Source organism: Cytobacillus oceanisediminis 2691, from assembly GCF_000294775.2.
Lineage (GTDB): Bacteria > Bacillota > Bacilli > Bacillales > Cytobacillaceae > Cytobacillus > Cytobacillus pseudoceanisediminis.
This window is the reverse complement of sequence record NZ_CP015506.1, coordinates 4,771,861-4,796,921: the sequence shown is the minus strand read 5'-3', so window position 1 is coordinate 4,796,921 and position 25,061 is coordinate 4,771,861. Positions and strand designations below refer to the sequence as shown.

Here is a 25,061-nt window from a genome sequence, read left to right as displayed (position 1 = left end):
TGTGGTAAATAATTTATAACCGATTATAACAAACTATAACAAAAGGAGGATTAGGCAAATGGATGATAAAACTGCTGAAACCAATATCAAGCTTAATGAAAAGCTTGAGGATCAGACTGTTCACTTCCAAACGAACAGCAAGACAGAAACAGAGGATGCTAATCTAAAATTGCAAGAAGCTATGAATAATCGTGATGGGACACAAAACATGGCTCCAACCTATCTTTATAACAACACGCCTGCAATTAAAATTTCAGGAGATGACGAATAGAAACCGGCTTTGATAAGGAAGCCGGTTTTCTCTTAAAAGATTAAAAGTATAACTTTGAACTTCGATAACTGTCTAGCTCCAGGCGCCATAGGCTCTCGGGTCTAAGCCAATCCGTCCAAAAGGTTAAAGAACAACCTTTCAGCCGGCTTGTCTTATGCTTGAGGCCCGCAGGATGCGGGTCATGCAGACGTTGCCACAGGACGTGGCGGTTTTAGTCTGCGTTCCTAGGTAGGCGGGCGCCTTGCGCTTTTCTTAATCCAAATCAGTCTTATCCTTTTGATCTTTATTCCTCTTATTGCCCTTGCTGTTATCTCCGCTGATGGCTGATTGATTTCCTCTTGGTGAGTTTTGATTATTACTGCCTTTATTGAACTTTTTTGTCATAGCGATTCTCCTTTCTTATAAATGCTTCCTTATTTTTTCTAAAGCGCCCCTTTTTTATCCGGACCGGCCTTCATCTTTCCTTTATGAATGGCATATACATCTAAAAGGATTATAATGGGGGGATCTAAATGAATGAGATAGGATTGACACCTTGGGAGGAGCATGCCTTTTGGCTGGAGATTCTTGAAGACCATGCAATTTTTGTCAGGGACAATCTTTCTCCAACAGAAAGCAAGTATGTAAAAAGAGCGGATGAATACAGACAAGCCTTCCGTAACCTTAGAAATAGGCTTAATCAGTTATCTCCATCTTCAGAAGCAAACACACAGGGGGCAATCGCCATGGCCATGGAGATATGGCCAATTGCAAACGGCTATTTTCAATTTGAAGGAAAGCTTCAGAATCTGAGAATCAATAATTTAATCAATCTTAATCTCTCGCCAACATATTTTAACGGCACATTAAGTGAAAATGAGGAATATCTGCGCTTGCTGTCCTATTATGTAAAAGGGCTTATACCACAGCCGCAATCCCTATTTGATTTGCTGGATTTGTGGCTTGAGGATCAGCTGGGGCACATCATTCTTCTGAGAAATTCAATCGATCCCATTGAGGTATTTGTAAATGAACAGGCAGAAATTTATACCCGGATTTTTCAGGGTTTCCTGGTGCAGAACCGACATATGAAAGGATATCTCCGGTTTACGCAGCCAGGATTTCCGCGGCAGCAGGAAATGGCCAGGGATGTAGGGCTGGCTGTGATTGAAATGAATGAATACATTAAGGGGATAGTCCAGAAATACGCCGGCAAAAGGATTCTCAATAAGACAACCCTGAGGTTTCTCGAACATCATTTCCCTGAAGCCTGCTATTTAATTAAAAAGCTCAGCTACTATGCACCTGAACTGGCGGAAGAAGCTTCTAAATGTTCTTTGAAAAAACCATCTTATACTTAGTATCCTAAGCCTTCTTTTAGAAAGAGGGTTTTTTTCTTTGACCTCCTATAAACTAAGCACTTTAGGAAAAGATAAAATAAAATCATTTCTCAAACAGGAGGCAAACATGAAAAAGACTCTTTTTACTGCTGTTCTAATCTGTTTTGTTTTAATCATTTCAGGGTGCGGAACGAATAAAGCAAACCCGGACAATCAGGATCAGCCTGCGTCAGAAGAGCAGGAGCAGGACTTATGGAAAAAGGTCCAGGATGAGGGGAAGCTGCTAATTGGAACGGAAGGCACTTATCCGCCATTCACGTTCCATGACGATAAAGGCGAGCTTACCGGTTTTGATGTGGAAATCTCAAAGGAAGTGGCCAAAAGGCTTGGTTTAAAGCCGGAATTTCTGGAAACACAATGGGATGCCATGTTCGCCGGATTGGATTCAAAACGATTCGATATGATTGCAAACCAGGTGGGGATTCGACCTGATCGCCAGGAGAAATATGATTTCTCGGATCCCTACATTTCTTCTGCTGCTGTTTTGATTACTCATGAATCAAATGAATCAGTTTCAAGCTTTGAAGACATAGAGGGTTTGAAAGCCGCACAGTCCATGACAAGCAATTATGCTGATCTGGCAAAGTCTTATGGAGCAGAAATTGTAGGAGTAGACGGATTTAACCAGGCGATTGAGCTGATTAATTCAAAGCGAGCAGATGTTACACTCAACGATAATTTGTCTTTTTTGGACTTTAAAAAACATAAGCCTGATGCTCCAGTCAAAATCGCGGATGAATCCGAAGATGCTTCCCAAAGCGGCCTAATGTTCAGGAAGGGAAGCGATACATTGGTTAATGAAGTTAATAAAGCTTTGACCGAAATGGTGGAGGATGGCACTTACTTGAAAATTTCGGAAAAATGGTTTGGCGAAGATGTACTTAAGTAGTATTTTTGCCAACCCGGAAAGGGTCGAAAGACTGATAGAGATTGGGAAGAATTCATTCCAGCCATTGCTGGAGGGGGCCATTGTTTATACCATCCCTTTAACATTGATTTCATTTATATTCGGGCTGGCATTGGCAATATTTACGGCACTTGCGCGAATTTCGGGTAATAAGGCACTGGAGACGATAGCGGGAATATATGTATCAGCAATAAGGGGAACGCCGCTTCTTGTGCAGCTGTTCATCATTTTTTACGGGCTCCCGACGATTGGTGTCATTATTGATCCTTTCCCTTCGGCGATTATAGGATTTTCGCTGAATGTAGGGGCGTACTCCTCAGAAATTATCCGGGCAGCCATCCTTTCGATCCCAAAAGGACAATGGGAAGCGGGGTATTCCATTGGCATGTCTTATTCGCAGACGCTTAAGAGAATTATTCTTCCGCAGGCATCCAGGGTATCGATACCGCCGCTATCCAATTCATTCATCAGCCTTGTAAAAGATACCTCTCTGGCTTCCATGATTTTGGTTACAGAGATGTTCCGAAGAGCACAGGAAATAGCTGCAACCAATTATGAATTTTTACTTCTCTATACACAGGCTGCCTTCATATATTGGGTGATTTGCTTCATGCTCTCGATCTTGCAGGGGAGGCTTGAACGCCGTCTTGACAGATATATTTCTTCATGAAAAGAGGCAGTGCTATAGATGATTAATATAAAGGATTTGCATAAGCAATTTGATCAGCTGAAAGTACTGAAAGGAATTAATTTGGAAGTGAAAACAGGGCAAGTGGTTGTAGTGATTGGGCCATCCGGCTCCGGAAAAACAACCTTGCTGCGGTGCATAAATGTGCTGGAGCAGCCTACTTCAGGACTGCTTGCCATTGGCGATCAAGTCCTCGACTTTTCTCAGCAGGTCTCGAAAAGGCAAATTCCTCCCTTCAGGCGCCTTACAGGAATGGTTTTTCAGAACTATAACTTATTTCCGCATATGACTGCACTGGAAAATGTCATGGAAGGGCCGGTTACAGTTAAAGGCGAATCAAAGGAAACTGCAAAGGAAAAGGGGGAGCTGCTTTTAAGAAAAGTTGGTTTAGCGGATAAAGCCGGCTATTATCCTTACCAGCTTTCAGGGGGCCAGCAGCAGCGGGTTGGGATTGCTAGGGCTCTTGCTATGGAGCCAAAGGTTATGCTTTTCGATGAGCCTACTTCGGCACTGGACCCTGAACTTGTTGGAGAAGTGCTGAAGGTGATGAGGGACCTGGCCGCTGAAGGAATGACAATGGTGATCGTTACTCATGAGATGAGATTTGCCAGGGAAGCAGCGGATGAAGTCATTTTCATGGACGGCGGTATTATAAAAGAACGCGGCAAGCCTGAACAGATATTTTCCAGTCCAAAAGAAGCGCGCACCAGCCAATTCCTGAATTTAATTCAATAAAAAGACCTCTGCATACTGGCAGAGGTCAATTTTTATCAAAAAAAATGCTTCCTTAACAGGAAGCGGAAAAAAAGGGGGATTTACACTTGTAGGATTAGTATGCCCGGGCAGAGATATTCTTATTCATATTTTCTAAAAATTATTAATTGATTTTAACACATTCTCATGGAGCCCTTTTGCCGCGGGGTTTATTCCATGGTATTCGTGCTATACTGAATATAGAATCCGTGGGAGAGGTGTAAAAATGAAGGAAAATATTCTAATATGTGTAAGCAATCCCAATCATGCGGAGATACTGGCCCATAGAGGCAAAAAACTGAAGGAAGCATTTCAGGGGGATGGCTATATTCTCTACGTGGAAAACCGGAAGCAGGAAGAGCTTGACTTTAACGAGCTTCAGACAAAATATTTGTTCGAAAGTTTGGCAGAGAAATACGGGCTAAATATGCTCTCCAAGTATGCTGAGGGCAAAAAAGTCGCCAGGGTGATAGCTGATGTGGTACAGGAGCATAAAATTACCCAGATTATCCTTGGGCAGGCTGTTCAAACCAAGCTGGAGCGGATGGTAAAGCATTCGCTGATCAATGATTTATTCCAGCTGCTTGAAGGGGTGGACATACATGTCGTTGAAGTTTCAAGAAAGGTTCATGATCCCTCTGACGACTGGGATAAAGGGCTCCCGGCCCAGATAGTCAAAAAAGGCTCCGATTATCACCTGATCATTGGGGAAGATCAGGAAAATGGAATAAAGGGCATCTTCTTTAAAGAATTATCCTCCGACTTCTCGAACGGTTTTTTTGTTATACAAAAAGATAATAATCATGAAGTGCTCCGTATTCACCATGGTGTTGTAGATAGTAATATATTGGGAGATAAATAAGCCGGCTCATTTAGCCGGCTTTTGTTGCCTTTTAGATTAAGTCATTTACATAATAAACTTTTCCGCTCTCAATTTCCTTCTGGAGCAGCAAATCGACTAGTGCATTAGCCACAGTTTCCGTATCCCGCAGCATTCCTTTCTCCTTGTATGCCTGGAATTTCTCAAGATCATGAAATGCTTCCTTCGCTGAAGAACGTATGGTTCCCTGCATAGCGGTATCCATAACACCGGGACTAAAGGCAATAACCTTATGGCTGCTGCCTGCTGTCTGCAATTCCAATGCTGCTGTTTCCGTGAACATATTTATCCCGGCTTTAGTGCTGCAGTAAGCACTCCACCCCTGTATGGGCCTTTCAGCAGCACCTGAAGTAATGTTGACAATGGTCATTTCACTTGAAACCTCACGCATCAGGATGTTGGAAATCATAATAGGAGCAATCAGATTAACGTGGGCATTTTGAATTAATGCCGCATGATCAAGATTTCCGGCTGTTCCAATGGGGTCTATGACCCCTGCGTTGTTAAATACATATAGGGTTTCCGGCTGTTTTTCCTGCAATAGTGCTGTCAGTTCGCTGAAAGCAGATTCAAGCTCATCCGGTGAGGAGAGATTGCAGAAATATTGCGCAAAAAAAACTTGATTCTCTGCGGCAAGTTTTGCCAACTCAGGGTTTTCAGTCCTTGATACAGATATGATGCCAGTTCCTTCTGTTATCATTCTCTTGGCGATGGAAGCTCCTAAACCTTTGGATGCACCTGTTATGATAGCTAATTTCACTTTGATCACTCCTATTTCCTGTTTCATTATCTTCTATTAAAACAGAAAATAATCATTTTTTCTTTTATCAGCCATTATGGTCCTTTCTGAATGCCATCATTTCATCTTCTATTAAATTGATGATTGAGAGGATAATTCCTGAAAACAGGCAGGAAACCGTAATAGTGCTTATGCCAAACAGAAGGTAAAGAATAAACGTGATGAAAAAAGTAAACAGCAGACAATAATGGCAAGCTTTAATTTTCCGCATTGACTGGCTCTGCCTTCCAATAATAATCACTAAATACATCAGCAAATGCTTTTATGGAGTTATTTAGTTCATCCAGATTGTTTTCCACACCTCCGAATTCCAGCAAAAGGGCCCGCTCGGAAAGATCCTGGTTGTAAATGCCGTTGCCTTCACTTTTTCCTTTAACAAATACTCCTCTGCTTATTCCTTTATATTTTGCTTCCAGCGCTTTATGGAGCTCGGTAGCCACTTTTAAATTCTGTTCATAGTTTTTGTGCTCTTTGCCGACGACAAAAAATAGTCGCGCGTATGGTTCCTGGCCAATTACTGCGGTTGTTTTCCCTCGGGGCAGCGAATCCCTATGGATATCAATTAGGAATTTAACATCCTTATTCTCTGTCATGGCGGATTGTACAGTCTCTCTGGACATGGCATAGGAATTTTCCCAGTTCCAGCCCTTCTTTTTCAGTTCTGCGGCAATATTGGTTTTATCATGCTCAGCACCTATGCCTTTTCTCGCCAGCTCTTCACTAAGCTTTTTCCCGACAGCAATTACATTCACCTGCTCATTTGGACTAACGGCCTCATCTGTATCCGTTACATCTTTTAAAAGCGGAGCGAACGATTCCCAGCTGTGGGAATGGTAAATAAGGACCCCTTTCTTGTCCGGAATAACTGGAGGAGCCGTATTTTCTTCATTTTGACCGTCATTCATAGCAAGTTCTTTTTCTTTTAAAAGGACTTCAAGGGGAGGGGCAGATTCCACTGGCAGGTTGGTAAAGTCGGTACCCTCTCCGGCAACAGCAATACCGGTGTCAAAGATTGAAAAACCAGGCAGCTCCCGGCCAAGGAATGTTCTGATATCCTTCGGCTGTGTGTTGGTTGCCAGCTTAAAAAGGGTTCCGGATAGGGAGTAGCTTTCAGCAGGAACATCCTTGTGAAAATAATGGTTTTCAGCTTTCAAAAAGTGAATGAAGAGCTGGTCGGCTTTAATGTCCTTAAGCAGCACATTCATTTGTGATGAAGAGAAGGCAGCCGGATAAAGCGTAACAATTCCAGCGATCGCGACTACTGCACAAATACTGAAAAGCCAGCTGTTTATATAAAAGAAAATAGAATGGATTGTTAATTTAGAATTCATATAAATCCCTCCACTCTCTAAATATATGACGGATAAGCTGATTTAGAAGATGGGGGATTCCCTTAATATGAAAAGAGGCTGCAGAAGAGATCTCGAAAGAAGGGGGCAAAAAAGCGGTCCTGAATGATCTTGCGTCCATCTGGTATAAAACACATTATAAAAAGCAATCCTTTTTACTAAATCTCAAAAGGCCTGAAAAGGAGGGTCTTTTATTTTTTGAAAAAATTTCATTGTTTTATCACAATTGGCTTTTATATTGATAATATCAAAAGACAATATAGATAAAGAGAGGGACACTAAATTGAAAAAGATATTATTCAGCATAATGGCGAGCTTGCTTGTTCTTGGCGGATGCAGCCAATCAGAAGAAGAAAAGCCCGCAAAAAACGACGAAGTGCCGCAAATCATTGAAGCCGTCATCCAGGTGCCTGAAACCATTAATCCTGGAGAGGAGGCAACCCTTGCCGTCACTGTAAGACAGGGCGATGAGGCCGTAACGGATGCGGATGAGGTGAAATTTGAAATATGGCAGGAAGGACAAAAAGAAAACGGTGATATGGCAGAGGCAAAGCATGATTCAGAGGGGAAATATACCGCTGATCATATATTTGCAGAAGAAGGCCTTTACTATGTTCAGTCCCATGTAACGGCTAGAAGCCAGCATACAATGCCAATGGTTTCCGTACAAGTTGGCGAGGCAAAAGCGGAGGACTCAGGAACGGGGCATGAACAAGAAAATGAGGGACATGAAGAAGGCCACTCTCACAGTCATGGCGGAGAGGTATCCATTGAGCTGCAGGCATCTGACCAAATTCATGCAAACAAACAAACAGCTTTATCTGTCAAGGTTGATAATGAAGGGGAACCGCTGGCGGAGGCTAAAGTAAAGCTTGAAATTGCGCTTAATGGCGCAACACCTCAATGGGTGAACATGTCTGAAACAGAACCAGGCAAATACACTGCCGACCATCAGTTTACCGAACCGGGCACATACACGATCACGACCCATGTTGAAAAAGGCGACGATATTCACGAGCACACAGAAACTGAATTAACGGTACAATAAAGCATTAATCAGCGGGGTTTTTCATGCCCTGCTGATTTTTTGTTGGGTCAGACAGGAAATATTTAATTAAACAGATGAACTTTAGCTGTAGTTTTAAATAATGCGGGGTAAGGTTCGGACAGGAAAGGCAGGAAATTGCCTGTTGTTGTCCGAACCCAAGGCAAGTTCGGACAGAAAAGCGAGAAAAAGGCCCAAGTCTGTCCGAATCCAGGGCAAGTTCGGTCAGGGAAGGCAGGAAAAGTCCAGAGTTCTGTCCGAACCCGGGGCAAATTCGGACAGGAAAGGCAGAAAAAGTCCAGAGTCTGTCCGAACCTGAGGCAAGTTTGGACAGGCAAGGCAGAAAAGGGCCCGAGTCTGTCCGAACCTGAGGCAAGTTCGGACAGGGAAGGCAGGAAAAGTCCAGAGTCTGTCCGAACCCGGGGCAAATTCGGACAGGCAAGGCAGAAAAAGTCCAGAGTCTGTCCGAACCCGGGGCTTCTTCGGTCAAAATCACCCAAGAAACTGCCTGAGGTACTTCGCTGCCATTTTCATGATAAAATAAAAGGAGAGATTACAGAAAAGCAGGTGTCAAAGAGATGTCAGATACACATTTGCATTTTAATACGGGGATTGGGGTCCAAAAGCCTAATAGCATTCGGAATAAGGATATAAGCTGCCCTTTTTGTGCAAGGGAGGAGCTGACGGATATCATCGCCGTTGAGGATTCAATCATTCTGCTGAAAAATAAGTTTCCTGTTCTTGAAAGTTCCTATCAGACCGTGCTGATTGAAACGGATCAATGTGACGGAGAGCTGTCCATTTATTCAGAGGAGCATTTGGTCAGGCTGATTTCATTTGGGTTGAAGCATTGGCTTCAGATGGAAAAGAGCGGAGAATATGAATCTGTGTTATTTTTCAAAAACCACGGCCCATTATCCGGGGGGAGTATCGCCCATCCACATATGCAAATTGTCGGATTGAGAAATATTGATTACAAGGAAAAAATTCAGGCAGAGGACTTTGAAGGTCTCCTTATTCATGAGGAAAGCAATACGGTGTTCACTTTATCGACTTCTCCGAGAATCGGTTTCTATGAATTCAACGTTAAGCTTGCCGATCAGGATGATATTCCGCACTTTGCAAAATGCATCCAGACAGCTGCTCATTATATTCTGAATGCCTTTCCTTTTCCGAGCAATAGCTATAATTTGTTTTTCTACAAGCTGGGCAGGGATATTTACGCAAAAATTGTTCCACGCTATATTACCACGCCAATTTTTATTGGCTACAGCATCCCTCAGGTTCCTAATAATCTTGAATGGATGAGAGATGATATAAAAGTGAGATATTTCAGCGGGGAATTTAAAGTCAGGCCTTAATGCCTGGTATACCCGATTGATGGGTACCTTCGACGGATGCCGGATATGGACGGAAATAACCATTCTCAGTAATCGTAAAAATTTGAAATAATAACCATTCGCTTTTAGAAGTTGTGATTTATCTCTATAAAAAATATAATGAAATATTGTAGTGAGAAATTATATGAAGTACATATTTTATTTCTTGCGCTGTGCTCCGTTATGCCTTAAAAGATAAAGGCAAATGGTTTTGTTAATTGATAGAATGTATAAATTCTGAAGTTAGATAACTGTCTAGCTCCAGCGCCTACCCCCTCGAGGTCACAAGCCGAAAGGCAAAGGACGCCTTTCCGTGAGGCTCGTCTTGTGCTTGTCGGGGGTGGGCAAGGCGCTTCCGCTTTTCTTTAAAGGAGAATGATCATGACCTCAAATCGATATACACCTCCTAAGCTGGATTGGGGCTTAGTATTAATATTGATGCTTTTATTCCTGGTAAGCGCCATTTCCATTTACAGCGCACAGACAACAGGTCAATATACAGAAAACTTCCTTTTGAAGCAGGTTGTCTGGTATGCTGTTGGAACAGGAATCATAGCTGCGGTAATCACACTGGATTCCGATCAGCTGAAGAAGATATCCTGGTATGTGTATGGCCTGGGGATTGTACTGCTTGGATTCCTGATTGTGGCGCCATCAAGCATTGCCCCTGTCATTAATGGGGCAAAGGCATGGTACAAGGTTCCGGGTATGGGCTCACTTCAGCCTGCCGAGCTTGTTAAAGTGTTTATTATTCTGGTTTTGGCAAAAACAATTGACGAGCATCATCAAAAAAATGTATACAAAACCATGCAGACTGATTTATGGCTGCTCATTAAACTGGTTGGTTTAACTATGGTGCCTCTGCTGCTTGTTATGCAGCAGCCCGATTTAGGGACAAGCCTTGTATTTCTGGCAATCATGCTTGGCATGATATTCATTTCAGGAATCAGCTGGAAGCTTCTGGCGCCAATATTTGGAACAGGGGCGGCTCTGGCTGGCACTATTTTGTATTTTGTTTTATGGCATCCGGATATTCTTGAGAAGTATCTAGGGGTAAAGGAATATCAGTTTGCGCGTATTTATTCCTGGATTGATCCTTATAACTATCAAAGTTCAACCGGATTTCAGCTGACACGCTCACTCCTTGCCATTGGATCAGGGGAAACAAGCGGGAAAGGATATGGAACGAGGGAAGTCTATCTGCCTGAAAGCCATACCGACTTTATTTTCAGTATCGTAGGGGAAGAGTTTGGCTTTGTAGGCGCAAGTATTGTCGTCAGCCTTTTCTTTCTGCTGATTTACCATATTACTAAGATCGGCATGGAAACCAAAAACAACTTTTATACCTATATTTGTGTAGGTGTCATCAGCATGGTTACATTCCATGTCTTTCAAAATATCGGGATGACTATCGGCCTTTTGCCAATCACAGGCATACCGCTTCCTTTCATCAGCTATGGAGGAAGCTCGCTGATGGGGAATATGCTGGCCATGGGGCTGATTTTCTCGATTCGTTATCACTATAAAAAATATATGTTCTCGACAAATGATTAAAATTGAAAGAGCGGGCTGTGAAAGCCCGCTCTTTTACTCAATTACGCCGGTTTCCTCAATTGTTACATTGCATTTTACATCAAAACTCAGCGTTTTATAATCATCTTCCCACTTTTTAAAATCAAAATTCCGATGCTTGGATTTTTTCATTTGGCCGAGCCCAATTGGATCAATTCCGAGTTCCTGAAACTGTTTTAGTAGTCTGAGGCATTCCTTTTCGACCTTTTTCTCCAGGTTCTTTTGAACGGCGCCAACAACCTCTGATGCTAACTTATCTCCGGTATACTCACGAATAATCCCTTCAATGTTAATGGTTATGGAAGCATGATGATCAGTTATCTTAATTTTATGCTTGGACCTTAAACTCTTTACAGCAGCTAACTCGTCCTTTTTTAACTTAACATCGAAGTTTCCTTCGCTATATTTATCGACCAGCAATTTAAAAAAGAACATGTCTTTCACAGGAAGGACCTCTACTTCCCTATCCTTGCTGAAAAGGCTGATGCCGGCTATTTCCACTTTATCATCATCTAATTTTTTAAGACGCGGCAGAAATGGGTCCTTGCCTTCCTGGTAATAATCATTGGCTAGGATATGCAAGTTGGTTTTAGGAATATCCCGATGTTCAATATTATGCTGGATTAGATTGTAGATGTAGGTTGAGTTTCCTCGTGTTCCATACTCACCATTTAACATGTCTTCTGCCTTCCCTTCCGAAGTTGCAACAAATACACGTGCTCCGATACTTGCGTCTCTTTGAAAGGAATCTACAAGATCATAAATTCCTTTCTTGGAAAGCTCAGGTCCAAAGACTGCCAGTTTTAACCCTCCTGTTACGACTGGCTCTGATGATTGTTTAGTCACTTCGAGCAGAAGGTCCTGGCGCAGTTTTCCACTTCCGGAAAATGTCCGATTAATCACACTTTTATCAGGCTGAAATTCCTGAAATAATACAGTACCTCTATACTTGTCTTTTAAATCATCTGCTAAATCGTAGCCCACTCCTACTTCAATATTAATATCATCTAGTATTTCTTTATCCACACAGCCGGAAAGCAGCAAGACGAGACAGAGCAGTATTAGCTTCTTCATTTCTTCTTCCCCTTTTTTAGCTTCTTGGCGATCATTACAGCAGCGAAAAGCAAAGGAATATAAAGAAAGGTAAAAGCAAATCCCATTTTTCCAACATAGTTATTAAGCATATTAATTTTTTCTCTTGTGTCCAGAAAATGTATAACGGAAAGCACTGCTGCAACAACAAAAAACACTCCCACTTTCTGGCGGATGTTAAATACCCTTTTAATAAGTCTGGAGGCGATCCAAATGGAAATGCAAACATTAGGAAGGATGATTAAGTTCCAGTTGGCTATCCCGATATATTCAAATCGTTCAACAAAGGGCATCTCAACTATTTTCCACATCGTTAAGCTGGCCCAAATTTGTTTAGCCAGCTGGTCTTCAGAAAAATAGGCAAAAGTAATGATGGCTAGAATAGTGTAAATAAGAGTAGTTGTTAATACGGCCAGATGAGCCCATTTCTGCGATTTTTTTGGTTCTTTAATAAATGGATAGAAAAAAAGGATGATCTCAAACCCAATGAAAGTAAGGGACATATGATAAGAAGCTGTAAGCAGTTCTTTAATGGAATGATCCCAGATGGGCAACAGATTGTAAAAGTTGGAGAATTTAATCGCCCAGCCGAATGTGAGGAGGAGGTAAGCCGGCAGAACAAGCCCGAAGAAGGCTGTACCGACTACCGTTCTAAATCCTCCAAAAATAATATAAACACAAAGAATCATAAAACCGAAGGAGAACCAGAAAGTGCTTAATTCAGGGAACATCCAAACCTGTATGACTTCAATAAATGTCCTTACTACTGTTAAGGAATACAGGATAAAATAGCCAATAAAAATGAAGCAGAGTGCCTTGCCGAGAAAGTTACCCACGACGTATTTATGTGCTGTTACAATATCGCCGCCAACGGTATCGCCAATTTTATAGATCATCCAAACAATTACATGAATGCATGCGCCGGCAAATAATATGGAGATCCAGGCATCGTATCCTGCATCCATTGCGATAATCCTCTGATAGCCTAACACACCGATCCCAATTTGCATGGACATGACCAAGTAAAATACTAAAAAGGGAGATATCTGCAATCTCTCTGGTACTGGCTGTTCCTTCATCTGGTTCACCTCCACTTAAGTTGGTACATTGGGCATTACTCGTCGATATCTTTTTTCTCTTTGGCCTTTTTCCTACTGAAACGGATTGGATTTTTTGTCCGTAAAAATATCGGCCTTTTGGATTGCTTTTCAAATGGAAGCCTGATAAGGGCATCTTTCATATCCATAACCCGAGGCGGATAGAGCGGCTCAAGGAATGGCCTTCCAAGTGAGGTCAGCCTTATTAAATGAGTCAGCAGTACACAGAAACAAAACACAATCCCGAGCAGGCCCCATAGTTCTGCAAAAAACAGGAAAGGGAAGCGAAGCAGGCGGATCGTATTGCCCATCCTGTATACAGGTGTTGTAAAGGAGGCGAGAGCGGCGAGAGCTACAATAATGAGCAGGACGTTACTCGTCAAGCCTGCTTCTACAGATGCAGTCCCGATTACGATTCCTCCAACGATACCGATTGTCTGGCCGACCTTGGTCGGAAGGCGGGCTCCTGCCTCACGCAGCAGTTCAATGGTCAGCTCCAGAAATAATGCCTCCAAAATGGGAGGGAGCGGAATTTCCCGTCTTGATGTAATTAATGTGCTCAGCAAGTCTTTTGGAATAAGTTCATAATGATATGAAAGGGTTGCTACATAAATAGGTGTAATTAGAATGGAAAACGCAACCGCGAACAACCGGATCAGCCGGAAAAAAGAAGACAAAATCCAATTTAAAAAATAATCTTCAAAAGAACTGAAAAATTCAACAAGCGTGGTTGGTGTGATTAACACATGGGGTGAGCCGTCAACCACAATGGCTATTTTTCCCTCTGCCAAAATTCCCGCGACCCTATCAGGCCGCTCCGTATCAAGCAACTGAGGAAAAGGGGAATTGGAGTTATCACTAATCAGCTGTACAATATAAGAACTGTCTGTAATGGCATCAAACTTCACGTTTGTAAGTCTCTGCCTGACAGTATTTACATTATCCTCATTTGTGATATCTTCCATATAAAGCATGGCTACAGCGGTTTTTGACAGGCTTCCTAGCTTAAACTCTTCAATAATCAGTTCTTTTACCGGAAGACGTTTCCTGATTAAGTTTAAATTTTGGCCCATTGACTCTACAAAGGCTTCTTTAGGGCCGATAACCGAAAATTCAACTTCAGGCTGGCTTAACCCCCTGACGATTTCTTTTTGCGCAGCTATAAAGCCGAAATGTTTAAGTTCTGTCTCAATCGTCAGCATGACGTAGCCATTTAAAAGCTTTTGTTCGATTAGAGAAGGGTCATCACAAATCTGTACATCGGCCACAGGGACAAGCTGCTTAATATCCTCTATTTCCCGGAATTCTTCTTCCAGAAGATTAGGGAGAACACCATCCTGAATAATATTTTCATCAATTAAAGTAGCCATGAAAGTAAGTCCAAAGCGCACATTTGTTTTTTGGTTATAATAAAATATTTTTTTGAAGTCTTTGGATTTAATCAAGGATTTTTCCCAATCCTTATGCTGGATATCCTCTTTAATCCGTTTGTTTTTCAACCAGTTTCTCATAGGAAAATCACCATCATTTTCGGCATTACGCTTATTGTTGCCGGTTTTGGAAAACTTATGAATGGAAGGCAATAAAAAAAGAAGGGTTTGGATGTACGGCAGGTAAGATCGGGAAAATGTAATATGGAAAAATAAAAAAGGAACCTGGTTGGTTCAGGTTCCTTTTAATATATTTGAGCTCCTATAAAAGAGGGGGTATTATGGGAGCGCAATCACGAGTTGAGATTACTTGGAAAAATATTTTTCGATATCATCCAGAAGCAGGTTTGCAGCTATGACTCCGCCGGCAGTGTTCCAGATTGTGTCATTAACCTTGTGGACATTGCCGTCCTGGGATACCTTTAAGTTTTTGAATAGTGGATCTTCAATCCATTCTTTCTCAAGCTGGCTTGCTTCACCGTCGCCAGTTTCATATGTGAAGTAGAATAGGATATCTCCATCCATGGCAGGAATTCGCTCTTTTGTAGCATTTTTTTCTGCAAAATCATCAACATTCTGGCTTTCAGGTCTTGCAAAACCGATTTGGTCAAGGATTACACCAGAGAAGGTATCTTTATGGTAGATACGGACATCTCCAGCCATAAAGCGGACAATGGAAACTTCCTGGTTTATTTTGTCGCCAAGGCTTGTTTTGATTTCCTGGATGCGGCTGTCATAATCAGCAAGGACTTTTTTGCCTTCTTCTTCTTTATTCAGTGCTTTAGCGTAAAGCTCAAAGTTTTCCTTCCAGTCTCCGCGCAATGTTTCAGCAAAAACAGTAGGGGCAATATCATTTAATTGATCATAGATTTTTTCCTGGCGCATCTTGTTTCCGATGATAAGGTCCGGCTGCAGCGCTGCAATTGCTTCTACATTGACTTCGCTTTCTGTTCCCACAACCTGAACATCTTTCATATCTTCTGCTATATGTTCATACCATGGATCACCAGTCCAGGACTGAACGGCACCGACTGGAGTAACACCCATGGAAAGTAATGCTTCTGTACCTTCGTTTGTCAGAATTACGACCTTTTCAGGTGTTTTATCAAGCTTAGTTGTGCCCATTGCATGCTCAACTGTGTAACCTGTATTTTCTGTTTTGCTTCCTTCTTTTTCTTTGTCAGCTGTCTCATCCTGTTCATTGTTGTTCCCGCAGGCTGCCAGGAACAAGATTGTGAAAACTGAAAGAATGGCAAGTAAAGATTTGAATTTCATTATGTACTCCTCCATCGCGTTGTTAATGATAATCATTTTCATTTGACATTTTTATAGTAATGTGGCCACGGTAAAATGTCAATAGGTAATTGAAAATCATTTTCATTTAATTTTTTCAAATCATCAATGAAAATGATTTTCAAACTCATTGACAGCTAATCCTCTGTACAATAGACTGAAAATGTAACTAAACCTTATTAAATAGACGCAAGAAGGGTCTCGCTATGCTATTAAAAACAAATTCTCTGAGGTGGGCTGGGCTATTTGCAGCTATGCTCCTATTATTAGTATTAATGTCTTTCAGTATTGTATACGGGTATACCGACACAACCTGGAAGATGGCATTTGATGCCTTTACCCAATTCGATGGAACGAATGAACACATAATCATTCAATCAGTCCGTCTGCCGAGAGCATTGATTGCGGCGGCCGTAGGGGCAAGCCTTGCGATTGCAGGTGTACTGCTCCAGACATTGACAAAGAATCCCCTTGCTGCTCCTGAAATTTTTGGAATAAACGCAGGTGCTGGATTTGCAGTCGTTATTACAGTAACGCTTTTTTCAATTAGTAATCTTCAGGTCTTTACATGGGTTTCATTTCTGGGAGCTGCCGTTTCATTTATATTCGTATATATAATTGGGTCTATCGGCAGGGAAGGGCTGACCCCCATGAAATTGACCCTTGCCGGTGCAGCGATGAGTGCCATGTTTGCTTCGATGACACAAGGCTTCCTCGTTATTAATGAGACTGCCCTGGAACAGGTGCTATTTTGGCTGGCAGGATCGGTATCGGGAAGGAAGCTGGACACCCTCGCAGCTGTATTTCCATATTTATTAGCCGGCTGGATCTTTTCCCTGATCATTGCGGGGAAATTGAACGTCTTATCAATGGGCGAGGATGTCGCAAAGGGGCTGGGCTTGAAAACAGGATTGCTGAAATTGGGTGCGGGCATTGTTATTGTGCTTCTGTCAGGAGGAGCGGTAGCTGTTGCTGGTCCTATCGGCTTTTTAGGCATTGTCATTCCCCATTTAACCCGGGCGGTTGTCGGCATTGATCATCGCTGGGTCATTCCTTATGCGGGTCTATTCGGAGGGATGCTCCTTCTTGTAGCGGACATAGCATCAAGGTATATCATCATGCCGCAGGAAGTTCCTGTTGGCGTCATGACAGCTGTAATTGGAACTCCTTTCTTTGTGTATATTGCCAGAAGGGGGTTCAATCAGTAATGAAAAAATATTATAACTTGCGCCTGTTTGGCGATAGAATTTCTTTTTTAGTAAACCGGAAAGCACTTATCACTTTTTTATTATTGGCAGCAGCTGCTGCCGGAGTATTTGTCATCTGCACCGGCACGGGTGAAATGAAAATCAGCCCTCTGAAGGTAGTGCAGGTTTTCGTTGGCGGGGGTTCGGATATGGATAGACTGGTCATTCAGTCATTCAGACTTCCAAGAATTATCGTTGCCTTAATGGTAGGAATGGCGCTTGCTGCAGCCGGGGGAATCCTGCAGGGGATTATCAGAAATCCGCTTGCATCTCCTGACATAATCGGGATTACAGGAGGGGCCTCTGCAGCAGTTGTAGCATTTCTTGCTTTTTTTAGTGATAAAAATAATGCATTAACTGTAAGTATTAATTGGATGCCTCTTGCAGCTTTCGCGGGTGCTGCTATTTTGGCCTTCCTTGTTTATTTTCTCGCCTATAAGGATGGGGTATCACCAGTACGGCTTGTTTTAATCGGGATCGGGCTTGCAGCCCTAATGAAGGCACTCACCACCTTGATGATGGTCTTTGGGCCGATTTACCAGGCAAGCCAGGCAAATATTTGGATAACCGGGACTGTTTACGGTTCAAATTGGGATAATGTCACAATTTTGGTCCCTTGGACCATCGTGTTTCTGATACTTGCCTTTGTTTTAGCACGAAATGTCAATATCCAGGAACTTGGCGATGATATTGCCAAGGGTGTAGGGAGCACAGTCCAAAAATACCGGTTTCTTCTGCTCATGGTCAGCACAGCATTAATTGGCGGAGCTGTTGCATTTGGCGGCGGGATAGGCTTTGTTGGATTGATGGCTCCTCATATGGCCCGCAGGCTGGTTGGCTCTGCTTTTGGCGCTTTGCTTCCGGCTTCTGCGCTGATTGGAGGAATCCTTGTGATGGCAGCCGACCTGATAGGCAGGACTTTGTTCTCACCGCTTGAAATCCCGGCGGGTGTATTTACAGCCAGCATTGGAGCACCTTACTTTATTTACCTGCTTTTCAAGACAAGAAACGCATAATCTGGAAAAGCTTGAAACTCGTATCGTACTGGTAAATGGATAGCCTATAGATATAGATATTAAGGAAAAGGAGAGGGCAGAAATGACAGCAGGGCAAGCGATCGCAACAAAAGACTTAACCTTGTCATATGGGGAAACCATTATTATTAATGAATTGGACCTGGAAATTCCCAAGGGAGAAATCACAGTATTTATTGGTGGAAATGGCTGCGGAAAATCGACATTGCTAAGGTCCATTGCCCGGCTGCTAAAGCCGAAATCAGGTGCCGTTTTATTGGAAGGTGAGGCTATAGCCAAACTTTCAACCAAAGATGTTGCCAGAAAGATGGCGATTCTGCCCCAATCCCCTTCTGCTCCAGAAGGACTCACAGTGCTTCAGCTTGTCAAACAGGGGCGGTACCCTTATCAAACTTGGCTGAAGCAATGGTCAACTGAAGATGAAATAAAGGTCAGAAATGCATTAAAGGCTACAGGCATGGAGGAATTGAAAGATCGGACAGTGGATTCATTATCGGGCGGACAGCGCCAGCGCGCCTGGATTGCCATGACGTTGGCTCAGGATACTGATACGATTCTGCTTGATGAGCCTACTACGTATTTAGATATGACCCACCAAATTGAAATACTGGATTTATTATTTGAATTAAATGAAATTGAAGAGCGTACCATCGTCATGGTGCTGCATGATCTGAATTTAGCCTGCCGCTATGCCCATAATATTGTTGCCATAAAGGATCAGAAGGTTTTCGCTCAGGGCAAGCCTGAACATGTCATCAATTGCGGATTAGTCAAAACCGTATTTGGCATGGAATGCGAGGTTACGATAGATCCATTATTCGGCACGCCGCTTTGCATTCCTTATGGGAAGGGCAGATGTATTTTAAAAGGGCAAGGATTCCAGGAATGATTAAATTAACTGGAGAACAGGCAGAAGCTCTCGGGCAGTTCAGACTTGTCCTGGATTCAGGAGAAGGTTCTCCTTTAACAATTGAAGTGAAAAAGCTGCTGGATTCGAGTCAGACAGGTCCATACCTGGATAAAGTGAAAAATCATATAGGAGCAACTGACAAGAAAACGGCTGCTTCTATTTTAATTAAAAGATATGCCTTTCTGCCTGTAATTTACTTGTATAGCATGACATCCTGGAACATCAAATTAGATATAAGGCCTGAAAATATAACATTTGTCAGTCAGGAAAAAGATGGACTATGGCTTCCATGCTTTAGTTTTATTCACCTTCAAGGCCAAGAAATTGAGGAGGAAAGGGAAAAATGGAGAGAGGATGCTTTGCGGACTCTTTTTAATGGCCATATTTTTCCGATGCTGAATAGAATAGCAAACGAAGCAAATGTTTCTAAACTAATTCTTTGGGAGAATATAGCGATTTATCTCTTCTGGCTTTACGAGAAGATTTTGCCTTTGGAAACACATTCTGAAAGGGCTGCTGAAGATTTTGAGTTTATCCTGGAAAAGGCTTCAGGCAATTTGTTCGGCTGCGAAAAAACGAATCCCTTAAAGAAATTTGACAGTACTAAAATACTGATTGAAAGTACCGGCCAAACGGTGAGGCCAAGAAAAACATGCTGCTATTCCTATTTGACCAGCAGCGGAAAACGATGCGGGACATGTCCTCAGGCCTTCAGGATAAAATGAAACTTCGGCTTTATCCCAATGATTGATAGCTGAACTAATCAAAGGAGGAATCGCAATGAATGAGGAGTTGAAGGAACAGCTGGATGGCCTGCTTGAAAAATATACCGAACTCCTAATTGGAGAGACCTCCCCGGAGTTAAAGGAAAAGGTTGAAGCTTGGGTGCTGTACTCTTTTATTGCGAAATCGATGCCGCCTCTAGCCAAGCACTGGAATGATACATACCCTTCTGCAAAAGAGGAAATGAAGGCTCTGGTCGCTGAAATTAAAACAATGAATGAAGAGATGAGAAGCAAAAAATAGAAATTTGTAGAATCTAAAAAACCGCTGGAGATAAAAACAGCGGTTTTTTGTTTGGCACTCCTTCTTATTGCATCTGAGCATTGCCATATGGCAATTGATTTGTATAGCCCTGGAACTGCTGATAAGATTGCTGAAGCTTCTGCTGGTCAGCCGCTTCAACCTTATACCAGCCTTTTTTGAACATTAGGTTATAAAATTCTCTCTGCTGGTTTTGTGTTTCGTTAAAAGCCGCAAGAATATCCTGATACAGGCTCTGATGGCTTGCCTCATTTAGGGCGACAGAATATGCATCTGTCATATATTTTTCTGTAGATAAAATATCATTTGTAAAATCCCGATCATTCATTTGCGGAGTTTTATTTACCTGTGTCTCGGGATTTTGAATCGTATTTGGATTCTGGTTCTGGTTCATTTTCAAGACTCCTTTCTATTGCATTCCCATAAAGTTCTGCTGATTTTGCTGGTTTAAATGAGCAAGCAGCTGTTCGTAGTGACGCTGATGCATTTGGCCGCATTGCTCGAAGTGTGTTTTTAGCTCCTGGTCCTGGCATTGCTGCGCGTAAAAATGCGCTTTTTTACAGGCGAGAAGGTTCCAGGTAAGCATATCTGTTAAGTAAAGAGCATCCTTAGTGGAAATAACCGCAGGAGGCTGCTGCATAATGCCCTGCTGGTTCTGCATATTCATATTTTGCTGTTGCATTAATTGTCCCTCCAATTCTTTTAGCCTATAATAGCTTCGATTCTTTTCGAGGATATCTTTCCTCTGAAAAACGTTTGCTATTCTGCAGAAGATGAATTACCTATATACATAATGGAAACTATAAAAGGCTGACGGCAGCCAGCCTTTAAACAGCGTGTTACCGCTTATATTGATTATTTTGGCTATTCCTTTTTTTAGGCCCTTGCCTTTCAACGGTAGGACCTGCATCTCCCTGGACACTTGCAGCGCTGACTCCTGCTTTGGAAGGATCTTTTTTCATTTTTCCCATTTCTTTCACCTCCGTAACGAACAAAAAATGTTTCCTTTTTAGAGTGTCCAAAACACCTATTTACATTTCGCATAAAATATATAAATTACTTTGAGCCATGAAAAATTTCAAAACATTTTTAAATTTCCGCTTAAAATCATTGCGTAAATTTTGCAAATATTTTATAGTTATAACTAACAGAACTCATTCAGAAGAGATGCATATTTTTTTTGAGAATAAAATGAATGAGTATTCATTCAAAAAAGTTAAAGGGGGAAATAAAGTTGATCCAACAAATAAAGAAGGCGGCAGTTTTAGGCTCAGGGGTCATGGGTTCAGGGATCGCAGCCCATCTGGCCAATATCGGGATCCCGACATTATTATTGGATATCGCGCCTCGCGAATTAACGGATGCTGAAAAGGCAAAGGGGCTTACTCTTGAAGATAAAGCAGTCCGCAATCGAATCAGTGAAGGAAACCGCCAAAAATTATTAAAACAAAAACCGGCTCCATTAACTTCCAAAAATAATATTGCGTTAGTTGAGGCAGGAAACTTTGAAGATGACATGGAGCGTCTAAAGGATGTCGATTGGATTATTGAAGTTGTTGTGGAGAACCTCGCCATTAAGAAGCAGGTTTTTGAAAAGGTGGACCAATCCCGCAAGCCAGGAAGCATCGTCAGCTCCAATACGTCTGGAATATCTGTAGAAGCAATGTCAGAAGGGCGCTCGGAAGATTTCCAAAAACACTTTCTTGGAACACATTTCTTTAATCCTCCTCGTTACTTAAAACTTCTCGAGGTCATACCTACTAAAAACACTTCTTCTGAAGTGCTGTCATTTATGAAGCAATTTGGAGAAGATGTACTGGGAAAAGGAGTAGTTGAAGCTAAAGATACACCAAACTTTATCGCCAACCGAATCGGCACTTATGGCCTGCTGGTTACAGTGCAGGAGATGCTAAAGGGCGGGTACAGTATCGGTGAAGTAGATTCCATAACTGGACCGCTGATTGGCCGCCCGAAAAGTGCTACATTCAGAACACTTGATGTAGTAGGGCTTGATACATTTATACACGTGGCAAACAATGTTTATGACCAGGTAGACGGGAAAGAAAAGGAAGTATTTGAAGTTCCGGGCTTTATGAAAGTTATGCAGGAAAAAGGCTGGCTTGGAAGCAAGTCAGGGCAAGGATTTTTCTTGAAAAAGGGCAAAGAGATTCTTGAACTGAATCCTGAATCTCTGGAATACGGTAAGCGCAAAAAGCTTAAGACAGCTTCGACGGAATTGAGCAAGCAGGAAAAAGGCACTCCTGGAAAATTGAAAGCGCTTGTATACTCAGATGACCGCGCAGGCCAATTATTGTGGAACATCCTGAGTCCGGCTCTTCTTTACTCGGCGCAATTACTCGGCGAAATAGCTGATGATGTAACAGCAATAGACAAAGCGATGAAATGGGGCTTTGGCTGGGAATTGGGGCCATTTGAAACCTGGGATGCCATTGGAGTAGGGAAATCTGTCCAGAAGATGGAAGATGCAGGTGAGGAAGTGCCGGCATGGGTAAAGGATATGCTGGAAAAAGGCTTTGATTCTTTCTATAAAGAAGAAGAAGGCAAGCAATATTTCTATCACAATGGCGAGTACAGATTAATCGAGGAAAACCCTAAAGCAATCAATTTGAAACAGATTAAAAAGCAAAAAGGTGTAATTAAAAAAAATACCGGTGCAAGCCTGATTGATTTAGGCGATGGTGTTGCATTGCTTGAATTCCATTCGCAAAGCAATGCCATTGGACTGGATATTATCCAAATGATCAATTTTGCAGTGGATGAAGTGGAGAAGAACTACAAAGGACTTGTTATCGGGAATCAGGGCAAGAATTTCTGTGTAGGCGCCAACCTCGGAATGATCCTCATGGAAGCGCAGGATGACAATATTTATGAATTGGATATGGTAGTCCGTCAGTTCCAGAATGCCATGATGAAAATTAAGTACAGTGCGAAACCGGTAGTTGCTGCTCCATTTGGCATGACACTTGGCGGCGGGGCTGAGGTTTGTCTGCCGGCAGCACATATTCAGGCATCAAGCGAAACATATATGGGACTTGTTGAAGTGGGGGTAGGCCTGATTCCAGGAGGAAGCGGTAACAAAGAGCTCTACATTAAGCATCTTAAAAACATGCCAAATGGTGTGGAATTTGACCTTCAAAAGGTTGCCAATAAAGTATTTGAATCGATTGCAATGGCAAAGGTTTCAACATCAGGCGAGGAAGCTAGGGATAATAACTTTCTGAACCTGGCAGATGGCATCAGTGTGAATGGGGACCATCTCCTTTATGATGCAAAGCAGGCAGTTCTTGCTCTGCACAAAAAAGGCTATAAGCCTCCTGTAAGGAAGAAGGTGCCGGTTGTCGGCGAAACAGGATATGCAACACTCCTGCTTGGAGCGCAGGCAATGCTCTACTCAGGGTATATCTCAGAGCATGATCTAAAAATCGCGAAGAAGCTTGCTTATGTAATCGCAGGCGGAAAAGTGCCATACGGTACAGAAGTGGATGAGCAATATTTGCTTGACTTGGAGAGAGAAGCATTCCTAAGCCTTGTAGCTGAACCGAAATCACAGCAGCGGATGCAGCACATGCTCTTAAAAGGGAAACCGTTGCGTAATTAAAGTAATAGTTTGAGACATTAAGAGAAAGAGAGGGAAAATAATGAGAGAAGCGGTAATAGTTGCAGGTGCCAGGACACCGGTCGGAAAAGCCAAAAAAGGTACGCTTGCAAACGTCAGGCCGGATGACTTAGGTGCACTTGTAGTAAAGGAAACCCTTAAGCGCGCAGGAAATTATGAAGGAAACATCGATGATTTAATTATCGGCTGTTCTATGCCTGAAGCCGAACAGGGGCTGAACATGGCAAGGAATATCGGAGCTCTTGCCGGACTTTCACATGAAGTGCCGGGAATAACAATTAATCGCTATTGTTCTTCAGGCCTGCAGGCAATTGCTTATGCAGCTGAAAAAATCATGATTGGCCATGCTGATACAATCATTGCAGGCGGAGCGGAATCTATGAGCCTTGTGCCGATGATGGGGCATGTAGTCCGCCCGAATGCCAAACTTGCCGAAACAGCCCCCCAATACTATATGGGTATGGGACATACAGCTGAAGAAGTTGCAAAGAAGTATGGCATTACACGAGAAGACCAGGATGCATTTGCGGTCAGAAGTCATCAGAGAGCTGCACAGGCAATCCAGGATGGCAAATTTGAAGAAGAAATTGTGCCAGTAGACGTAACGTTTAGATCCGTTGGAAAAGACAATAAGCTTAAAGAAAAAACAATCCAGTTCCGCCAGGATGAAGGCGTCCGTTCAGATTCCACAGTTGAAACACTCGGAAAACTGCGTCCGGCATTCTCGGTAACCGGCAGTGTCACAGCTGGGAATTCATCGCAGACAAGTGATGGAGCTGCAGCAGTAATGGTAATGGACAGGGAAAAGGCGGAGTCTTCTGGGTTGAAGCCAATGGCTAAATTCAGAAGCTTTGCAGTAGGCGGTGTTCCTCCTGAAATCATGGGTGTCGGTCCAGTTGTGGCCATTCCTAAAGCATTAAAGCTTGCAGGGCTGGAGCTTTCTGATATCGGTTTATTTGAATTGAATGAAGCTTTTGCGTCCCAATCCATTCAAATTATCCGTGAGCTGGACTTAGATGAAGAGAAAGTAAATGTAAATGGAGGGGCCATTGCACTTGGACACCCGCTGGGCTGTTCCGGTGCCAAGCTCACTCTATCTCTAATTCATGAAATGAAGCGCCGCAATCAGCAATTTGGAGTTGTAACAATGTGCATCGGTGGCGGAATGGGCGCAGCCGGAGTATTTGAACTTTTATAAATTGAGCCGGAATTTGGAGAGAAGCCAAAGGCTTCACCGCAAAACAGAATGGAGGAA

Annotated in this window: 27 protein-coding genes; 16 read left to right on the top strand and 11 right to left on the bottom strand. The window is 42.6% G+C overall.

Annotated elements, in window-relative coordinates; genetic code table 11:
* Positions 1-58: 58 nt before the first annotated feature.
* The gene (locus tag A361_RS24080; RefSeq protein ID WP_009331773.1) at positions 59-271 is read left to right on the top strand and encodes a hypothetical protein; all 213 of its coding nucleotides are present in this window, start codon (positions 59-61) and stop codon (positions 269-271) included.
* A 252-nt stretch (positions 272-523) separates the two neighbouring features.
* Here A361_RS24080 and A361_RS31315 read toward each other — a convergent pair whose 3' ends face one another.
* Entirely contained in the window at positions 524-655 is a 132-nt protein-coding gene (locus A361_RS31315; protein ID WP_019383278.1) for a hypothetical protein, read from the bottom strand.
* A gap of 128 nt (positions 656-783) precedes the next feature.
* On the opposite strand from A361_RS31315, the gene A361_RS24075 reads away from it, so the two are divergent.
* From A361_RS24075 to A361_RS24055, 5 genes are all read left to right on the top strand, one after another.
* Complete coding sequence (locus A361_RS24075) at positions 784-1,611, top strand: DUF2935 domain-containing protein (RefSeq protein WP_009331772.1); 828 nt, start codon at positions 784-786, stop codon at positions 1,609-1,611.
* Positions 1,612-1,717: 106 nt separating this feature from the next.
* Positions 1,718-2,539 (top strand): amino acid ABC transporter substrate-binding protein, encoded by an 822-nt coding sequence (locus A361_RS24070; protein ID WP_009331771.1) that lies wholly within the window; start codon positions 1,718-1,720, stop codon positions 2,537-2,539.
* Positions 2,526-3,227 carry an amino acid ABC transporter permease gene (locus A361_RS24065; RefSeq protein WP_009331770.1) on the top strand — a complete coding sequence of 234 codons (702 nt, stop codon included), beginning with the start codon at positions 2,526-2,528 and terminating at the stop codon, positions 3,225-3,227. The genes A361_RS24070 and A361_RS24065 overlap by 14 nt, the downstream gene beginning before the upstream one ends.
* An 18-nt stretch (positions 3,228-3,245) precedes the next feature.
* Positions 3,246-3,980: an amino acid ABC transporter ATP-binding protein gene (locus A361_RS24060; protein WP_019383276.1), complete on the top strand. Its 735-nt coding sequence runs from the start codon at positions 3,246-3,248 to the stop codon at positions 3,978-3,980.
* A gap of 244 nt (positions 3,981-4,224) precedes the next feature.
* Complete coding sequence (locus tag A361_RS24055) at positions 4,225-4,860, top strand: histidine kinase (RefSeq protein WP_009331766.1); 636 nt, start codon at positions 4,225-4,227, stop codon at positions 4,858-4,860.
* Between the two features lie 31 nt (positions 4,861-4,891).
* Here the strand turns inward: A361_RS24055 and A361_RS24050 are convergent, their stop codons facing one another.
* Genes A361_RS24050 through spoIIP form a run of 3 tightly spaced genes read right to left on the bottom strand, consistent with a single transcriptional unit; the run spans position 4,892 to position 7,008 of the window.
* Positions 4,892-5,665, bottom strand: a complete 774-nt coding sequence (locus A361_RS24050; protein ID WP_236887933.1) for a (S)-benzoin forming benzil reductase — start codon at positions 5,663-5,665, stop codon at positions 4,892-4,894.
* A gap of 40 nt (positions 5,666-5,705) precedes the next feature.
* Positions 5,706-5,888: a hypothetical protein gene (locus A361_RS24045; protein WP_019383274.1), complete on the bottom strand. Its 183-nt coding sequence runs from the start codon at positions 5,886-5,888 to the stop codon at positions 5,706-5,708.
* Complete coding sequence (gene spoIIP, locus A361_RS24040; protein ID WP_019383273.1) at positions 5,875-7,008, bottom strand: stage II sporulation protein P; 1,134 nt, start codon at positions 7,006-7,008, stop codon at positions 5,875-5,877. The genes A361_RS24045 and spoIIP overlap by 14 nt, the downstream gene beginning before the upstream one ends.
* A 301-nt stretch (positions 7,009-7,309) precedes the next feature.
* Here spoIIP and A361_RS24035 point away from each other — a divergent pair, with 301 nt between their 5' ends.
* The 3 genes from A361_RS24035 (at position 7,310) to rodA (ending at position 11,004) form a co-directional block, all read left to right on the top strand.
* A complete protein-coding gene (locus A361_RS24035) occupies positions 7,310-8,074 on the top strand; it encodes a FixH family protein (RefSeq protein WP_019383272.1) in 765 nt (254 codons plus the stop codon).
* 575 nt (positions 8,075-8,649) lie between these two features.
* Positions 8,650-9,432 (top strand): DUF4931 domain-containing protein, encoded by a 783-nt coding sequence (locus A361_RS24025; protein ID WP_019383270.1) that lies wholly within the window; start codon positions 8,650-8,652, stop codon positions 9,430-9,432.
* Positions 9,433-9,831: 399 nt separating this feature from the next.
* Complete coding sequence (gene rodA / locus A361_RS24020) at positions 9,832-11,004, top strand: rod shape-determining protein RodA (RefSeq protein WP_009331760.1); 1,173 nt, start codon at positions 9,832-9,834, stop codon at positions 11,002-11,004.
* Positions 11,005-11,037: 33 nt separating this feature from the next.
* On the opposite strand, the gene A361_RS24015 is transcribed toward rodA, so the two are convergent.
* From A361_RS24015 to A361_RS24000, 4 genes are all read right to left on the bottom strand, one after another.
* Entirely contained in the window at positions 11,038-12,096 is a 1,059-nt protein-coding gene (locus tag A361_RS24015) for a Ger(x)C family spore germination protein (protein WP_009331759.1), read from the bottom strand.
* Entirely contained in the window at positions 12,093-13,193 is a 1,101-nt protein-coding gene (locus tag A361_RS24010; RefSeq protein ID WP_009331758.1) for a GerAB/ArcD/ProY family transporter, read from the bottom strand. Before A361_RS24010 ends, A361_RS24015 begins: the two co-directional genes overlap by 4 nt.
* A gap of 35 nt (positions 13,194-13,228) precedes the next feature.
* Complete coding sequence (locus tag A361_RS24005; RefSeq protein WP_009331757.1) at positions 13,229-14,722, bottom strand: spore germination protein; 1,494 nt, start codon at positions 14,720-14,722, stop codon at positions 13,229-13,231.
* Between the two features lie 225 nt (positions 14,723-14,947).
* Positions 14,948-15,916: an ABC transporter substrate-binding protein gene (locus A361_RS24000; RefSeq protein ID WP_019383269.1), complete on the bottom strand. Its 969-nt coding sequence runs from the start codon at positions 15,914-15,916 to the stop codon at positions 14,948-14,950.
* A 224-nt stretch (positions 15,917-16,140) separates the two neighbouring features.
* Between A361_RS24000 and A361_RS23995 the strand changes: the two genes are divergently transcribed.
* From A361_RS23995 to A361_RS23975, 5 genes are all read left to right on the top strand, one after another.
* Positions 16,141-17,142, top strand: a complete 1,002-nt coding sequence (locus A361_RS23995; RefSeq protein ID WP_019383267.1) for a FecCD family ABC transporter permease — start codon at positions 16,141-16,143, stop codon at positions 17,140-17,142.
* The gene (locus tag A361_RS23990; protein ID WP_019383266.1) at positions 17,142-18,197 is read left to right on the top strand and encodes a FecCD family ABC transporter permease; all 1,056 of its coding nucleotides are present in this window, start codon (positions 17,142-17,144) and stop codon (positions 18,195-18,197) included. Before A361_RS23995 ends, A361_RS23990 begins: the two co-directional genes overlap by 1 nt.
* Positions 18,198-18,279: 82 nt before the next feature.
* Positions 18,280-19,104, top strand: a complete 825-nt coding sequence (locus tag A361_RS23985) for an ABC transporter ATP-binding protein (protein ID WP_009331753.1) — start codon at positions 18,280-18,282, stop codon at positions 19,102-19,104.
* Positions 19,101-19,850: an IucA/IucC family C-terminal-domain containing protein gene (locus A361_RS23980; RefSeq protein WP_157888559.1), complete on the top strand. Its 750-nt coding sequence runs from the start codon at positions 19,101-19,103 to the stop codon at positions 19,848-19,850. Before A361_RS23985 ends, A361_RS23980 begins: the two co-directional genes overlap by 4 nt.
* Positions 19,851-19,905: 55 nt before the next feature.
* Positions 19,906-20,151, top strand: coding sequence for a DUF2573 family protein (locus A361_RS23975; RefSeq protein WP_019383264.1), 246 nt, complete (start codon positions 19,906-19,908; stop codon positions 20,149-20,151).
* Positions 20,152-20,215: 64 nt separating this feature from the next.
* Here the strand turns inward: A361_RS23975 and A361_RS23970 are convergent, their stop codons facing one another.
* The 3 genes from A361_RS23970 to A361_RS29565 all read right to left on the bottom strand — a co-directional run bounded on the left by A361_RS23970 (position 20,216) and on the right by A361_RS29565 (position 21,140).
* Positions 20,216-20,563, bottom strand: coding sequence for a spore coat protein (locus tag A361_RS23970; RefSeq protein WP_019383263.1), 348 nt, complete (start codon positions 20,561-20,563; stop codon positions 20,216-20,218).
* 15 nt (positions 20,564-20,578) lie between these two features.
* Positions 20,579-20,851: a hypothetical protein gene (locus A361_RS23965; protein ID WP_009331749.1), complete on the bottom strand. Its 273-nt coding sequence runs from the start codon at positions 20,849-20,851 to the stop codon at positions 20,579-20,581.
* 157 nt (positions 20,852-21,008) lie between these two features.
* Complete coding sequence (locus A361_RS29565; protein ID WP_019383262.1) at positions 21,009-21,140, bottom strand: YuzL family protein; 132 nt, start codon at positions 21,138-21,140, stop codon at positions 21,009-21,011.
* Positions 21,141-21,406: 266 nt separating this feature from the next.
* Here A361_RS29565 and A361_RS23960 point away from each other — a divergent pair, with 266 nt between their 5' ends.
* Complete coding sequence (locus A361_RS23960; RefSeq protein ID WP_026041836.1) at positions 21,407-23,788, top strand: 3-hydroxyacyl-CoA dehydrogenase/enoyl-CoA hydratase family protein; 2,382 nt, start codon at positions 21,407-21,409, stop codon at positions 23,786-23,788.
* A gap of 40 nt (positions 23,789-23,828) precedes the next feature.
* Positions 23,829-25,004: an acetyl-CoA C-acetyltransferase gene (locus A361_RS23955; RefSeq protein WP_009331747.1), complete on the top strand. Its 1,176-nt coding sequence runs from the start codon at positions 23,829-23,831 to the stop codon at positions 25,002-25,004.
* The last annotated feature ends 57 nt before the right edge of the window (positions 25,005-25,061 follow it).

Excerpts from the sequence above, each read along its gene's own strand:
- A361_RS24080 (WP_009331773.1), top strand. The coding sequence starts at position 59 with ATGGATGATAAAACTGCTGAAACCAATATCAAGCTTAATGAAAAGCTT.
- A361_RS31315 (WP_019383278.1), bottom strand. The coding sequence starts at position 655 with ATGACAAAAAAGTTCAATAAAGGCAGTAATAATCAAAACTCACCAAGA.
- A361_RS24075 (WP_009331772.1), top strand. The coding sequence starts at position 784 with ATGAATGAGATAGGATTGACACCTTGGGAGGAGCATGCCTTTTGGCTG.
- A361_RS24070 (WP_009331771.1), top strand. The coding sequence starts at position 1,718 with ATGAAAAAGACTCTTTTTACTGCTGTTCTAATCTGTTTTGTTTTAATC.
- A361_RS24065 (WP_009331770.1), top strand. The coding sequence starts at position 2,526 with ATGTACTTAAGTAGTATTTTTGCCAACCCGGAAAGGGTCGAAAGACTG.
- A361_RS24060 (WP_019383276.1), top strand. The coding sequence starts at position 3,246 with ATGATTAATATAAAGGATTTGCATAAGCAATTTGATCAGCTGAAAGTA.
- A361_RS24055 (WP_009331766.1), top strand. The coding sequence starts at position 4,225 with ATGAAGGAAAATATTCTAATATGTGTAAGCAATCCCAATCATGCGGAG.
- A361_RS24050 (WP_236887933.1), bottom strand. The coding sequence starts at position 5,665 with ATGAAACAGGAAATAGGAGTGATCAAAGTGAAATTAGCTATCATAACA.
- A361_RS24045 (WP_019383274.1), bottom strand. The coding sequence starts at position 5,888 with ATGCGGAAAATTAAAGCTTGCCATTATTGTCTGCTGTTTACTTTTTTC.
- spoIIP (WP_019383273.1), bottom strand. The coding sequence starts at position 7,008 with ATGAATTCTAAATTAACAATCCATTCTATTTTCTTTTATATAAACAGC.
- A361_RS24025 (WP_019383270.1), top strand. The coding sequence starts at position 8,650 with ATGTCAGATACACATTTGCATTTTAATACGGGGATTGGGGTCCAAAAG.
- rodA (WP_009331760.1), top strand. The coding sequence starts at position 9,832 with ATGACCTCAAATCGATATACACCTCCTAAGCTGGATTGGGGCTTAGTA.
- A361_RS24015 (WP_009331759.1), bottom strand. The coding sequence starts at position 12,096 with ATGAAGAAGCTAATACTGCTCTGTCTCGTCTTGCTGCTTTCCGGCTGT.
- A361_RS24010 (WP_009331758.1), bottom strand. The coding sequence starts at position 13,193 with ATGAAGGAACAGCCAGTACCAGAGAGATTGCAGATATCTCCCTTTTTA.
- A361_RS24005 (WP_009331757.1), bottom strand. The coding sequence starts at position 14,722 with ATGAGAAACTGGTTGAAAAACAAACGGATTAAAGAGGATATCCAGCAT.
- A361_RS24000 (WP_019383269.1), bottom strand. The coding sequence starts at position 15,916 with ATGAAATTCAAATCTTTACTTGCCATTCTTTCAGTTTTCACAATCTTG.
- A361_RS23995 (WP_019383267.1), top strand. The coding sequence starts at position 16,141 with ATGCTATTAAAAACAAATTCTCTGAGGTGGGCTGGGCTATTTGCAGCT.
- A361_RS23990 (WP_019383266.1), top strand. The coding sequence starts at position 17,142 with ATGAAAAAATATTATAACTTGCGCCTGTTTGGCGATAGAATTTCTTTT.
- A361_RS23985 (WP_009331753.1), top strand. The coding sequence starts at position 18,280 with ATGACAGCAGGGCAAGCGATCGCAACAAAAGACTTAACCTTGTCATAT.
- A361_RS23980 (WP_157888559.1), top strand. The coding sequence starts at position 19,101 with ATGATTAAATTAACTGGAGAACAGGCAGAAGCTCTCGGGCAGTTCAGA.
- A361_RS23975 (WP_019383264.1), top strand. The coding sequence starts at position 19,906 with ATGAATGAGGAGTTGAAGGAACAGCTGGATGGCCTGCTTGAAAAATAT.
- A361_RS23970 (WP_019383263.1), bottom strand. The coding sequence starts at position 20,563 with ATGAACCAGAACCAGAATCCAAATACGATTCAAAATCCCGAGACACAG.
- A361_RS23965 (WP_009331749.1), bottom strand. The coding sequence starts at position 20,851 with ATGCAACAGCAAAATATGAATATGCAGAACCAGCAGGGCATTATGCAG.
- A361_RS29565 (WP_019383262.1), bottom strand. The coding sequence starts at position 21,140 with ATGGGAAAAATGAAAAAAGATCCTTCCAAAGCAGGAGTCAGCGCTGCA.
- A361_RS23955 (WP_009331747.1), top strand. The coding sequence starts at position 23,829 with ATGAGAGAAGCGGTAATAGTTGCAGGTGCCAGGACACCGGTCGGAAAA.